This window comes from Ferroplasma sp. Type II (assembly GCF_000496155.1).
Genome location: NZ_KI542691.1, coordinates 1 through 13,472, shown reverse-complemented (window position 1 = coordinate 13,472; position 13,472 = coordinate 1). Strand labels below are relative to the sequence as shown.

General features: G+C 38.3%; 15 protein-coding genes. 6 read left to right on the top strand and 9 right to left on the bottom strand.

What is annotated here, in order from left to right:
• The 3 genes from AMDU4_RS02270 to AMDU4_RS02260 all read left to right on the top strand — a co-directional run.
• Positions 1–520, top strand: a 520-nt coding sequence (locus AMDU4_RS02270) for a signal peptidase I (RefSeq protein ID WP_021786357.1), incomplete at its 5' end; no start/stop codon positions are given.
• A 257-nt stretch (positions 521–777) separates the two neighbouring features.
• A complete protein-coding gene (locus AMDU4_RS02265) occupies positions 778–1,074 on the top strand; it encodes a hypothetical protein (RefSeq protein ID WP_021786356.1) in 297 nt (98 codons plus the stop codon).
• Positions 1,061–1,471 (top strand): hypothetical protein, encoded by a 411-nt coding sequence (locus AMDU4_RS02260; RefSeq protein ID WP_021786355.1) that lies wholly within the window; start codon positions 1,061–1,063, stop codon positions 1,469–1,471. The genes AMDU4_RS02265 and AMDU4_RS02260 overlap by 14 nt, the downstream gene beginning before the upstream one ends.
• 602 nt (positions 1,472–2,073) lie before the next feature.
• Here the strand turns inward: AMDU4_RS02260 and twy1 are convergent.
• A complete protein-coding gene (gene twy1 / locus AMDU4_RS02255; protein ID WP_290703945.1) occupies positions 2,074–3,051 on the bottom strand; it encodes a 4-demethylwyosine synthase TYW1 in 978 nt (325 codons plus the stop codon).
• Between the two features lie 133 nt (positions 3,052–3,184).
• Between twy1 and AMDU4_RS02250 the strand changes: the two genes are divergently transcribed.
• Entirely contained in the window at positions 3,185–3,952 is a 768-nt protein-coding gene (locus AMDU4_RS02250; protein ID WP_021786353.1) for an SDR family oxidoreductase, read from the top strand.
• Here AMDU4_RS02250 and AMDU4_RS02245 read toward each other — a convergent pair whose 3' ends face one another.
• The 6 genes from AMDU4_RS02245 to AMDU4_RS02220 form a co-directional block, all read right to left on the bottom strand.
• Positions 3,953–4,168, bottom strand: a complete 216-nt coding sequence (locus AMDU4_RS02245) for an inorganic phosphate transporter (protein WP_021786352.1) — start codon at positions 4,166–4,168, stop codon at positions 3,953–3,955. It lies immediately after the preceding gene.
• Positions 4,128–4,853 carry an inorganic phosphate transporter gene (locus tag AMDU4_RS02240; protein WP_290703942.1) on the bottom strand — a complete coding sequence of 242 codons (726 nt, stop codon included), beginning with the start codon at positions 4,851–4,853 and terminating at the stop codon, positions 4,128–4,130. The genes AMDU4_RS02245 and AMDU4_RS02240 overlap by 41 nt, the downstream gene beginning before the upstream one ends.
• Complete coding sequence (locus AMDU4_RS02235; protein WP_021786350.1) at positions 4,850–5,530, bottom strand: DUF47 family protein; 681 nt, start codon at positions 5,528–5,530, stop codon at positions 4,850–4,852. Before AMDU4_RS02235 ends, AMDU4_RS02240 begins: the two co-directional genes overlap by 4 nt.
• Positions 5,531–5,568: 38 nt before the next feature.
• Complete coding sequence (locus AMDU4_RS02230) at positions 5,569–7,245, bottom strand: radical SAM protein (RefSeq protein ID WP_290703938.1); 1,677 nt, start codon at positions 7,243–7,245, stop codon at positions 5,569–5,571.
• A gap of 131 nt (positions 7,246–7,376) precedes the next feature.
• On the bottom strand, positions 7,377–8,792 hold the full coding sequence (locus tag AMDU4_RS02225) for a transposase (protein ID WP_021786348.1): 1,416 nt from the start codon (positions 8,790–8,792) through the stop codon (positions 7,377–7,379).
• An 88-nt stretch (positions 8,793–8,880) separates the two neighbouring features.
• A complete protein-coding gene (locus AMDU4_RS02220) occupies positions 8,881–9,414 on the bottom strand; it encodes a GNAT family N-acetyltransferase (protein WP_290703935.1) in 534 nt (177 codons plus the stop codon).
• A 56-nt stretch (positions 9,415–9,470) separates the two neighbouring features.
• On the opposite strand from AMDU4_RS02220, the gene rnhB reads away from it, so the two are divergent.
• Together rnhB and AMDU4_RS02210 are read left to right on the top strand one after the other, a co-directional pair.
• On the top strand, positions 9,471–10,088 hold the full coding sequence (gene rnhB, locus AMDU4_RS02215) for a ribonuclease HII (protein ID WP_021786346.1): 618 nt from the start codon (positions 9,471–9,473) through the stop codon (positions 10,086–10,088).
• Positions 10,089–10,121: 33 nt separating this feature from the next.
• Positions 10,122–10,784 carry a glycosyltransferase family 2 protein gene (locus AMDU4_RS02210; RefSeq protein ID WP_021786345.1) on the top strand — a complete coding sequence of 221 codons (663 nt, stop codon included), beginning with the start codon at positions 10,122–10,124 and terminating at the stop codon, positions 10,782–10,784.
• Here AMDU4_RS02210 and AMDU4_RS02205 read toward each other — a convergent pair.
• Both AMDU4_RS02205 and AMDU4_RS02200 read right to left on the bottom strand, forming a co-directional pair.
• A complete protein-coding gene (locus AMDU4_RS02205; RefSeq protein WP_021786344.1) occupies positions 10,775–12,058 on the bottom strand; it encodes an MFS transporter in 1,284 nt (427 codons plus the stop codon). The two genes, AMDU4_RS02210 and AMDU4_RS02205, sit on opposite strands and share 10 nt — an antisense overlap.
• A 293-nt stretch (positions 12,059–12,351) precedes the next feature.
• Positions 12,352–12,927 (bottom strand): hypothetical protein, encoded by a 576-nt coding sequence (locus AMDU4_RS02200; RefSeq protein WP_021786343.1) that lies wholly within the window; start codon positions 12,925–12,927, stop codon positions 12,352–12,354.
• Positions 12,928–13,472: the final 545 nt, after the last annotated feature.

Here is a 13,472-nt window from a genome sequence, read left to right as displayed (position 1 = left end):
ATTAATCAATGTAATATATAATAAAAAGTTGAAATCGTACACTATAAATAACGAAGAATTCGGAATTTTTTCAATTCGTGGGACTAGTATGAACCCTGCCCTTAGATCCGGCGACATTCTAATAACAAAGAAGGTTAGTAATATTAATGATATAAAAATTGGAGACATTATAACATTCAAAACATCAAACATATATTATCCTCTTAATGCAGCAGGTACAGTTTCACATAGGGTCATAGATTTTACCGATGATAAGATAATTACAAAGGGAGATAATATGAAGAAAAAGGATCCTATGAAAATTTTATACTCAGATATTCTGGGTGTTGCAATAGCAAAGATTTCACATACGGACAGGAAAACAACTAGGTTAGAAATGATAAAAAATGAGGATGAATTTGCACATGAAATGTTAGAATTTGTACCATTATTCCTCTCAAAACATAATAGCAGTATATTAATTAATTTATATTTAGCAATTATTTCAATAATAATCATGTCGATTATATTGGGCATTTAATTTGTATTGAGGCAATATTGGCGAGCTGATATTCATAAGTTCCCTATTTCTGTAGTCAAAAACTATCTTCTCTATGGGTGCAATATTTGAGTTAATGTCCCCCTGGCCTTATTATTAGTTATGCGGAGAATAAGATAACCAGCCATTCTTTCCACTTTTCTCAGGCATAGATAGCCAACTCTGTATAAAAAATTAACTCAGTTCGGAGATACTGAAATTGTCGAAAGATTTTTATGATTGCAGATACTTGACTGTTTATGATGTCTAGCTACGGAGTTTCAAATTCTCTCAGCAGCACTATTGGTAGCATATCATCCTGGTCTACTGCGGACTTGATGAAAAATATGCCAAAGGTTAAAATAAATGAGACTGGAAACAGAATATATATTGACTTTGGGAGGGAATCCCAGAGCTGGATATACGTTGACTCTGATGTCGAAATAGGACTATCAGATAGCCTAAGAATTTCATACATTGCTATAGAATTCAAGAAAAAACTCAGTCAAGAAGAACAAGAAGACCTCAGGGAAGCGATTGAAAATGAAAGAATTTAATACCACACTGCAAGAACACGATCCGTGTACAGTGGAGATTCCGGACTTCAAATTAAAAATCGTTATAGCGGTGCTTGATGCGCAGATTGCAGAAATAGGAAAAGGGCTGAATGTCTTCAATAACACTCTAAAAGTCGTTAGCCAAACTCATGATCCGGACATGGTGTACAACGGTGTGCCTTTAAATCAACTCTCAGAGGACAAGTTAGACAAAGTATCAAAGTTCAGGATCGATGCTCCAGCAAGAAGCAGATTTAAAGCTGAGACTGGGGAGGTAATAGACGTATATGCAGAGCCATTGATAGTTAAATACTCTGATACATACATAAATGCTTTAGGGCTCCCTCATTATAATATAACTACTATGTCAGGTGCGGTTCTTGTGCAAGAGCGTTAGTTTTGCTGATAACATATGGAACAGGCAGGTCATTTTGATCATATCTGTAAGTATATCTTTAGTGTATTAAAGGATCAGTAATTTGCATCAAACATTGTCGACGCTTTGAGGCAAGGCAAACTTATTATGTTAGATGTTCTTCTAAACGATGAAGCTTTTCTGAACTCTTGCGTTGATGTTTCTCCAAGTGAATACTATAACGAGAAATGGCGAAAAAAGAGGATTTTCAAGTAACAGTAAAACAACGGGATCTTTATTTTGAATTTGTTTTTTCAAAAACGTCGGATTGCCTGAAAATTGTTACTGCATATCCAAACAGGAGAGCGAAGGATTGAAGCTTCTACTACCCAGTGCCTTGCTAATCTTCAAGTACACACCTTTACTGTCGAACATCGAACTTTATCAGATAAAACCTGTTGAGGAGGACATCAGGGTTACCCAACTTTATAGCACACTCAAGAAGATTGCATAGTTTCCAGTAGTATTAGGCACTATGGCCCCTGTTTTCTCAAACAGTTTCTCTGTCAGTTGCTGTATCACAATCCCGTAAAATAAGGGAGAGAACATCATCGTAATGCCTAATGATTAGGGAATTTATGTAGTTAATCACTGCTCAATTCAAGTTTTTTAAGGGTTTTTTGTATTTCCGCATCCACATTTATTCTGGCAGTTTCCGGATTCTTTGCAATCATGGCAACACGGCTTTCAAACCTGTCTGCGTATTCAAAATAACCGAGCCTTTTTGCCATGGTAGATGAAAATTCCATAATCTCATCATGTGTAGGCATATTTTCATATGAAAGCCTGCCAGCCGATTGGCCAACATGCACATATCCCTTGGATTCTATGAAATCAGGATCGGCTCTCCTGTCCATTTTCTCATATTCATCATAGAACGGAAAATTAACATTTTTAACCATTGTATGCCTTATTACAGTCCTTGTATCAAGGGATGGGAGAAGATCCAGAGTTTTATTGAAATTCTCCCAGGCATTTCCAATTGCCGGATGAAGCACATCATTGAAAATTTCCTTAGTAGGCCCCGCAACAGTAACATACAGCTGAGTTGGCAATGGATTCAGGGTTTCCAGAACTTTCGGCATGGTTCCATTGGTAACGACAAATGTTGTTATCCCACGCCTCGTGGCTGCCTCTATAAGCTCACCAAGGCGGGTATATAAAGTAGGCTCGCCGGTCAGTGATATTGCCATATGCCTGGGATGGGATGCTTCCTCAAAAAGTTCTTTTTTGACCTTAGGATTCCCCTTAAACCCCGATATAAGCTTGAGATGGGCCTTTATGCTTTCCTCAAGAATAAACTCCGGGTCATCCTCCTCATTTATATGCATGGAATCAAATCCCTGAAACCTCCAGCAGAAATCACAGTTTTCAGAGCACTGGTTAAGTGCAGGGGTCATCTGTATGCACTGGTGTGATTTTATGCCGTAAAATGTATTTTTATAACATGGTGCCTTGCCAAGCAATTCACTTTTTGTCCAGTGGCAAACCTTAACCGCGGAATGGCTGCCCACAAGCCCGTAATGCTGCTTTTTGTAGACTGCCTCGTAATTATTGATCATTAAAAACAAATTTAAAATGCATATATAAACCCTTTGAAGCCTGAACCTCGAAAAAACCACGTGTTCAGGAAGCAATAATCCATCGTTCCCCAATAAACAATAACAGTTTTATAATTTGAAAATATCTATAATTATGGGAAAACTTGACAATAAAATAGCATTAATTACAGGATCTTCAAGGGGATTGGGCAGGGCCATAGCCATGAAATTTGCCTCAGAAGGAGCCAGAATAGCCATTAATTATAATAAGGACCGGAAATCGGCCGAGGAATTAAAAAACCTGCTCCACGGTTCTGAAGTATTCCAGGCTGATATTTCTGACCATGAATCTGTGAAGAATATGATAAATGAAATACATAAAAAAATGGGGGCTATCGACATTTTAGTCAACAATGCTGGAATTCTAAGTACCATCTCATGGGACGAATTTGACGATGCAAAGATAAAAAGAATATTCGACATAAATGTTATGGGGTCTATATACACAACCAGGGAATGCATGGATGACCTTAAGAAACAGCATGGAATAATAATAAACATGGCATCAAATGCTGGAGTTGGCACTGCCGCAAAGGGAACAACATTCTATTCCATGACAAAGGCTGCAATAGCAATGTTGACCAAGAGGCTTGCCTTTGACCTTATGGACTGGCATGTGAGAGTCAACGCCATCGCACCTGGATGGATAGAATCGGATATGACTATAGGAGGAAAAAGTGATGAGGAAGTGAACAAACTGAGAGAGTCATTTAAGTCAAGAACAGAGCTAAATATGACAGGAAAGCCTGAAAACATAGCAGATGCCGCAATGTTTCTCGCATCATCAGATTCAGAATACATGGATGGCCAGGTTCTCGTGGTAGATGGAGGAAGAATAGATAACCTGACGCACGGGCTTTAATTAAACCAGATATCCCAGTATAAACCCGATAGTCGGAGACAGCACCCATGTAAGTATTATTATAAGAAAGGGTCGCATGTAAATTGCCTTGTATTTATAGGATATTCCCACACCGAACACACTTGATGTGAGTGTCTGGGTGTTAGATAATGGCACTGCAAAAAATGTTGCTATTTCAACCAGGAGGGAGGAAACTAACCAGGGAAACAAGTGCATTGGAATACCGCATGGAGTACATTTCTTCTCCCACTCTTTTTATGACCCCACTGCTAAGAAAGAATGACCCGGCAAATATTGCAACTGTCATTACTATTATTGTTACCAGGTGAAATCCCTCAACGTTTGCTATAAATCCAAGAGTATTAGCGCCAAGGGTGAATGCTGTCAGGAATGAGGAAATCACAATAAGGAATTTTAGCCATCTGGCCACATTCCAGACATTTTTGAAATTTCTGTGAAAAAATCCCCTCTCTGTTAAATATGAAGCAATCACGGATATTACAGGTGCTATAACCCAGAATGCTACCATAAGCATTACGAATCTATAATCTATGGAATAGCCTATACGAATATCAATTCCCAGGGCAGTGCCTGCAAGAGCCATTGTAAGTGACAGTGGCGCTCTGCCTATGTTTGCAAAGAGGAATATGAGGAAGGAAATCAGGAATGCATATGTTATATAGAAATATGAGTGTGGAACAAGTGAAAGTGCAGCACCGTGCAGGAACCGCCCCTCCAGGATGAGCCCCAGGAAAAACCCCGTAGATCCAATTAATACACCTGCATATCTTCCAACTATCCTCGATCCTATTAGAGTTCCAACGGCGGCAGAAAGGTTATTTCCTGACACAAGAAGTGTGAGCAGAAAGGTAAGCACCAGTGAAAATATGAATAAAATCAACTTGTCACCGCAAGCATTATTGTGAATACCAGATCTGAAATGTCTTCGCAGTCATCTAAAAGGTCATCAAGTTTGTGTGCCAGTGTATTGAGGTGTTCAAATACAAGATAGGATATTTTGGTGGAATTCAGGTACGTAAAATCAATTATATTATCCTTTATTTCATCTACCTGCTCTTCTATGGCTTCTATATTTTTTCTGTCCTCCTTCATTTTTGAAAGGTCATTTTCGTTGAGTATGCTATGGACAAAATCCAGCGATTTTTTATTTGCCTCGAGGATTGTTATAAAACTGTTATAGGCATGGTCTCTTACATTTTTTTCTTCTTCTGTCATTTTATAATGAATATTGAACCTGTTTATCTCCCTGCTTGTAAAATATGTTTTATCCAGTATATCGTCGCATTTCTCTATGAGGTCCAGAAGGTTGTCCATGAGGCTAGAGCTTATAGCTCCACTGGTCACCTCATGCCTGAAATCTATATCCATTTCATCTCCTTTCTTTTCAATAGACCTTACTATTTCATTGTATTTTTCAACGTCGGAGGGTGCGTTTTTGAGCATGAGTATAAGATTTGAAGAACTTTCAATTCCCATTAAAGGGTATACAGAAAGGCGGGATAACAGATTTTTTTCCCCAACCACTAAAATTCTCTTCAAAAAATTATAATTAACCATGGCAATGTATAAAAGATTGGTATAAATACTTTAAAGTTTCATGCCCTTGAAAGCATGCTCAATGAGGAAATTTCCTTATCATTCTCTATTCCCCATTTCTTGACTTTGTCTATATCCACACCATTTTTCCTTGCTATTTTCTCTACAACTTTCAGCATTAATTCCCCGCCGACGCTGAGTATAGTTCCGGTTCCGGCCCTGACAAGCATGTTTCCATTGGTATCTCTGAATCCGTCCCTTGCAGCCATCTTTGCAAGGTGCCTGTATGATGCATAATAAACTCCCAGTTGTGTTGGGTTAAGCATTGAATTCAGGCTTCTGGATTTAATTCTCCCAAGGGGGACATTTACCAGTGGAGTAACAGTAAATTCGAATGGCCTTCCATCAACGTACGAATGGCTCAGCTGGTTAATCATAGCTATTGAATCCCAGTTGTCCTCATCAGTTTCTTGCTGCTGGCCCACCTGTATGGTAAATGCGGATCTCCAGTAATACCTTGTTTCATTGTATACCCCTTCCCATACTATATCACGGAATGAGCCATCTGGGCCTATCCTCAGGGGCATGGTCTTATTGGGCATATGTTTTAATGCAAGTGAATCGCTTCCAGTTTCTACACCAGTCTGTATGCCAATCCAGTTGTTCGGCCCTGCCTTAAGTATTTCACTTAGGCGCTTTATGAGATCTGGAAAAGCAGCCGGGATAGAAATTCTCCCATGGGTGGGGTTTGAACCAGTTACTCCCTTTATGGACATAACGGTTTTCATAAGATTTACCAATTCATCCTGATTAGGGGTAAACATTTTCTCATGTTTATATTCAAATATTTCATCGGAGTGCAGCCATGCATGGTCATTGCCCCCTCTGACATTTACCTCTATTTCCCTCTTAATCCTGTCCAGAGGATAATATCTTAGGGGCCTTAATGTAACTTCACAGAAATCGCAGCCAACTCCGCACCCCCGCATCACCTCTGTCATGCCCTTTGTGGCAGGATTGACAATTTCAGGAATGTCCTCTAATGATGGATAAGCACGTATTCCTGTGCCTCTGCCGACAAACAGGTCATCGTTTTTAACAACCCTCCTGAAATGGTCATCGTATGTCATGTATCCCCTGGTAAACATATTTTTGTCTATATCATCACTTGCTATACCCCTGAATAGCTCTGATATTATATCATCCATTTCACCGGACACAACATAATCAAAATTATACTTGTCTATCTCATCTCTGAGGACAGTGAATTCCCATACTCCAGGACCACCTATGACAAGTTTTGCTTTTTTCCCCTTCCTGACCTGGTTTATCCTTTCCATGAGTATGTCCCATTCCCTTCTGACCCATGAGTCCAGTTCACCACCGAAAAGGGCAGCGTATGACATTGTGGTCGGGCCAATACCCAGTGGGTCCATTGTAGAAACTCCTATGATTTCAGTGTCATCTGTGATAAAATTTGAAAGATAATCCATGTGTGCCACAGCAACATCTTTTTTTGGATTGTCTCTAAGCAGTCCTGCCTCGATCTTTCTTATGGCATATGGTGCGTTTTTTGCCTCACCGTTTGGCAAAGCCTCAGGCGATGGACCCCTTAGAAACCTGTATACTCTTCCGGGTACCTTCCTTCCCGGTGCACATGGCAAAAAATCCAGCAACGGGAAATTTCTATAGTCATAACTTAAGGTAGAATCCGAAATTAAAACGTACTTTGTCATATGAGAAGTCTTATAGAATTCTTGTTTATAAATATTACCATGAATGTCAGCCCACATATAAAGCCATAGCATGAAATCTCAATAAAAATTAGGTTTTCAGTGATAATATAAACACAGGTAAATATTAAACTCTAACTCCCGTTATTTTGCATAATAGGTATTTCAAGAGCCTTAATTATTTCCCCAGATTTTTTCGGTATTTCAGATATCTTCCATTCCTCACCGATCTTGAGCATGTTCACACGCTGAAGATGTTCTATTACATCTTCCGGAGAGTATTTCTTGAGCAGGTCATGCTTTCTCAGCAGGTTATAGATCCTGTAATGCATTATCAGTGATAGGAAATTTACAAACGTCCATCCCTGCATCTGGTAATCATCCCTCATGTATGTCCTGTCACCGTGTATTGTATTCTTGAATGTGTCATATGACTGCTCTATATCCACACGTGATTTCAGCATATCATAAACGATCTCGCCGGAGACTTTCAGGTTTGTCATGACAGATATGGTTCCCATTCTCTTATTGATCTTTATGAATCCTGAAGAGTTGGAATGCCTTTTCAGGTAGTCCTTCTCCTCTGCCTTAAGGAAATCATTCCTGAATGTGTATAATGTCCTGCCATTACTTTCATATTTTGAATAGAATATGGGATGATCCTGGAACATGAAGTGTTTCTCCCCTTTCATGGAATAATCTATAAGCCTTGAGTTCCTCCTTAATGGTATTATGAAGAATATTTTCATGGCATCAAGAGCCTGGACATTCTTCAGGGAATAGAAGCCGGTATCAGCCACTAAGACTATATTCTTCGATCCGGTTTCTTCCATTGTTATCTTCAGTGACATCACACTGTTTATTGATCCTGGAAGTATCCTGAAATATACCGGTGCATCATGCTCCAGTGAGAACAGGAAGAGCAACTGTACCTGGGGGAGGTACTCCTCCATGCTGTTATGCCCAAGTGTGGCGGATATTACGCCCTCACTCATTGAGAGCACATGTGTCAGGTCCACTGCAAGGTATCTCTCATCCCTCATGAATGATTTCATAAAGTCTGTCACTGACTTCCTGTCGGTGCCTATATTCCTCAGCATGTCACCTAAGACATCTGGTGAGACATGCACATCCTTTACTGTTTCAGACAAGAATGATGTCCTGTAATAGAAATCAACGTTTTTCATTGGAGATACATTGATAAGGCGCATGCATGCGAATATGAATATCTCCTTCCATTCAGGAAAATGGTTTTTAAGGGATGCAACCAAATCACCGGATATATGCTGTAAGAGGAATGAAGAACCGTATTCCTTGACAGATATGTGTTCATAGCGTTTCATTACCCTCTTTGTCTTGGGTTCAATGATGCCATCAGGTGTTATTCTGCCAAGGTATTCACCTGTCTTCATCTGTGCCCTCTTCATTTCAGGGTTCCATTTGCTTGAGACCCTGTAGAGATAGTACCGGTCATCCCTCTTCATAACAAGCGTTCCTTTCTTCTTGAATTTCAGTACCCAGTCCGGATGTGTCATATTATGTATATACATAATATGTAGGTATATAAATATTCGTATTTGATCCCTTAAAACAAAGAAATTCTCAAAACATATTATGCATAATTGCCAGAGTTAGAGATTAAAGCACTAAAGAGAATGCAAATGCGGAGTAAAACTTTCCATCATATTTAAAGCAATCTTTTTGAATCCCATCCAGAGAGAATCCGTTCTTTATTAGAACAGATATTGACGGTATATTCTCAGTAAGGGCCGCTGTATAAAGACTGTGCAATTTAAGCGTCTTTCTGGCAAATTCTATTACAAGGCCCAGTGCCTCACCGGCTATTCCCCTATTCCTGAAGCTTTTTCCTGTCCAGTATCCCACATGCGATCTTGAATTATCATAGTCTATGTCTGACAACCCGATAATCCCCACAAAATGGTTTTCATAGAAAATAAAAAAATCCATGGCAAATATCTCATTCCCTGCTTCCCTATTCCTTTCTATGAATGCTACAGCGTCCTCTTCTGTATAGGGATACTGAAATCCATGGTTCATGAGATTGAAGCCTAAATCAGGGTCACTGGCGCACTGTGTAAATTCATCTAAGCGCTCTCTGGGAAAATTTGTCGTAATAACTATTTTTTTGGATTCAATAGTATAGTTTTGCAATTATGCGCCGATCGTAATGATAAATATATATTTAGTGGAACCATCATATATGGTATATGGAAGAATGTGGAATTGATGAAGCCGGCAGGGGCCCATTAATAGGGCCAATGGTAATGGCAATATTATGCGGTAATAAAAAAGAACTGGAAGATGTTGGAGTTGCCGACTCAAAGAAATTGTCCCCACAAAGGCGAGAACAGTTATTTGTAGACCTCCAGGCCTTTAACCATAGCTTTGTAGTAATAAATCCATCAGAAATAGATGAATACGTTGAACATAAAAAACTGAACGATCTGGAGGAGAAATATGCATCAAAGCTGGCATTATGGGCTCCAGTTGAAGCTATCATATATGTGGATAGCTTTGATGTAAATGAATCCCGGCTGCAGTCAAAATTATCCATGAATTCTGGCAGAAAAATTATATGCAGGCACAAGGCTGATGAGATATATCCTGCTGTATCTGCTGCCTCAATAGTTGCCAAGGTTATAAGAGACCGTGAAATAGAGAAGCTACATGAAAAATACGGTGATTTTGGATCCGGATACCCATCAGACCCAAGAACCATAAATTTTGTTAAAAACTCTATTCAAAATAAAATAGATATTGATAAAATTGTCCGGCATCAGTGGAAAACCTATAAAAGTATGTTAAATAGAAAACTGACATACTAAAAAATAATAAATAAGTTATTCTATTGTGGAAAGATGAATGTTACTGCAGTTATTCCCACAATCAACGAGGAAGGAACCATTGGGTCGGTAATCGACGGCCTTTTAAAATCGGTTGAAGGAATAGAAATTATAGTGGTTGATACAGATTCTACCGACAGGACAAAGGAAATAGCAGCAGCAAAGGGTGCCATTGTGATAAATGAGAGCAAGAGGGGTTATGGAACTGCATATAAAACCGGATTGAAGCGCGCAAAGGGAGACCTTATTGTATGCATGGACGGCGACAATACATATCCTACAGACATAGTCAAGCCCTTACTGGAAATTATCTGGATGGATGAGGTCAACTTTATTTCATGTGACCGAATGACTCTCAGGACACAGCATAATTACACATCCCTGCATTACATAGGAAACAGCATTTTAAACTTCACCATGCGATTGCTTTTCAAGATAACTCTCAACGATTCCCAGAGCGGCATGTGGATTTTTTACCGCGAATTTTATGAGAAAATGAAAAATCTCAGCAATGGAATGTCATTTTCGGAGGATATTAAAATTGATGCAGTAAGGCTCGGCAAGTTAATAGAAGTTCCCATAAAATATGGAATAAGAATAAGCAAACCCAAGCTAAAAACCTGGAATGATGGATTTATGAACCTTTTCCATCTGTTCATAAAGAGGATTCAGGAATGAGACTTTACAATTTTTTTGGAATACTGAATATCGGGAGGTTTTGCATATAATATTATAAGCAGGCCGGAGAGGACAATAATGGCAGAGAGTATGAAATCGAATGAATAGCTTATATCATATGCCACAAATCCAGACAATGCGGCACCCATTATCTGCCCGACTCCATTAAGTGAGTTATAATACCCTATTACTTTCCCTCTTATGAGTGATGTGGCCATATTTGAAATACTGGTAATTTCGCTTATCCCTATGAAACTCCATATGGCCCCAAAGACGCCGTACATGATTATGAAGAATAGAAGATAGCCCACAGTATCAAAAACAAAAAATGAAAGCACACCCGTTACAAGGAAGAGGGCAACCCTGATTGAGGTAGAAATTACAAGCATCCTGTTTGAACCTATATAGTTGATATACCTGCCTGCCGGTATAAAGGTTGCAGCAGAGAACAGACTATTTAGCAGAAACATTATGTATATGTCATTTTCATTTGCATTCATTTTTTTAATGACAAATACTGGATAAGGTATGAAAAATAACTGAAAGCCCATCATGAGAATCATGGTTGTGAATAGGTATAGTTTTAAATGATCCGGTATCTTAATCTTATTTTCTTTTCCCGGTATATGGACAAGATGTGTTGGGAAATAGCGTACCCGCTCGATGACATGCAGTGCGAATAAATATCCTATTTTACCCCTGCTTATCTCACTTTTTGGCTCCTTAAGCACAATTATTGATATTATTCCGGCAATCAGGTAAAACCATGCCGCTATAACGTAGAGGTAGGGAATCAACTGGGGCCCCTCATTCTTAAAGAACGTCAAAATAAGGACTCCCACGCCAAGCCCAATAACAGTTCCAATTGCACTATAACTGTTGAATTTGCCCATGACCTTAGGCCATGCTGATTTTTCAGAGTTTTCCAGTATTAACAGAGTGGAAACAGGCACACTGGACATTGCAAGTACCTGGAAAAGGACAAGCATAAAGACATAGGATGGCATTGTGTGGACAATCAATACCAGCAGAAGGGATAAAAAGGAACCTACAAATCCTATAACTATGAATATCTTTCTCTTCTTAATTTTATCAGAAAGGTTTCCCCAGAAAATGAGGGCCGGCACGGATGCAAGAGAGGCAAGTGCAGAAACCAGGCCAACATATTCAACATTGCTTTTAAGATAAAATACTATAAAAAGCGGAATCAATGGAGTCGTAAGTCCAGCAGCAAGATTGGAAAATACATATCCTATAAACCATCGATTGTCCATAAAACCACTTTATGGAGTGTAATTAAAGCGGTGTATATCTTTTTTGTCATGCTGTGTCATCTCAAAGCTAACAGGGTCTCTGTATTTAGCAAACTGGCTACCGAATTGCCAGAGCCAGTAAATTTCTTTAGGCGTTGTAAAAAATTCATGCAAATTTCTGTAATATGGCTTCTATGAGCCCTGAATTCTTTCGTCTCTGATAGGCATTTTAAACCTCCAGGATTGGATAATAATTTATAATTTTGAGTTACTGTTAACCGTAGAGCAGTCCCAGGCACTGGCAAACAATTAATTTAGGAATATTTTGATTTGTCCTTATAATATAGGATTCCCGAAAATATCCCTACAATAGTTGTGGGAATAGCCAGAACATAAGCTGCAATTATTAAAGGATAATCATTAGGAGGGGTAACTGCTAGAAAATTAGAACCACTTATATGCTTAAGGCTTTGGTTATGATATAACGTTACTGTTGAATTATACCTTATCATATAATACCCCGCACTTAATTTTATTTCAATTTGATTTTCAATATTTCTTCCAAAAATTTTATTAGCCGTTGTGTCGTTGTAATGCAGATTAATAGAATAAATAGACACATAAGTTTCAACGGAATAATTGTGCCCGCCTGATGTTGCCTGTTGATCAGGAACAAGTTTAAGTTCTCCTCCATATGTTCTGAAGACAGCCGAAGAATAATAACCCTGGCTTATATAATGCGTGGTATTATTGTATGTTTCTGTTATATTATTTTTAGTATTCAATATGAAAGAATTACCGTAATGATTTGCTGCGGGGATTGAGAAAATGATGATAGACAGCAATATTGCCAAAATGATAAAAATTCTTGCCAATTGCTTATAATTCACCTGACCACCTTCATATCCCTATAATTGGCAATTAACATGGCTAGAACTAGGAAAATTATTGAAAGTAAAAATTCTATTATAATGGCCTGGATAGCAATATGATTAAATCCAAAACTCAAATAGGCATTCATTGAATAAAATAAATGATATATTATTGTGTTTTCCGGCCTGATGTAGGCAAATGGGATTAGCAAATAAAAAAATACTATAATAAAGGCACTGGGTATAAGGGAATTTTTTGTGGAAACGGCCAGTAAAAAACCAATGCTTATAAAAAATATTAAATTCACACAAGTAAACAACAATAAACGATCTATTATATACCACTGAATTGAGAGAAAATCAATGTATGAAATTAAAAAATAAGATATACACAACAGGAATAGAGGATACATAACAAACATGGTGAAATATGATAGCACTATGTGATTTTTCTTATAGCCCATTGAATATATAACCATAAATTTATTTTTTATTATAGCTGATGAAAATAAAAAAATTTCATAAGAAGATACAACAATTATTAGAATGTAAAATACAGTAAA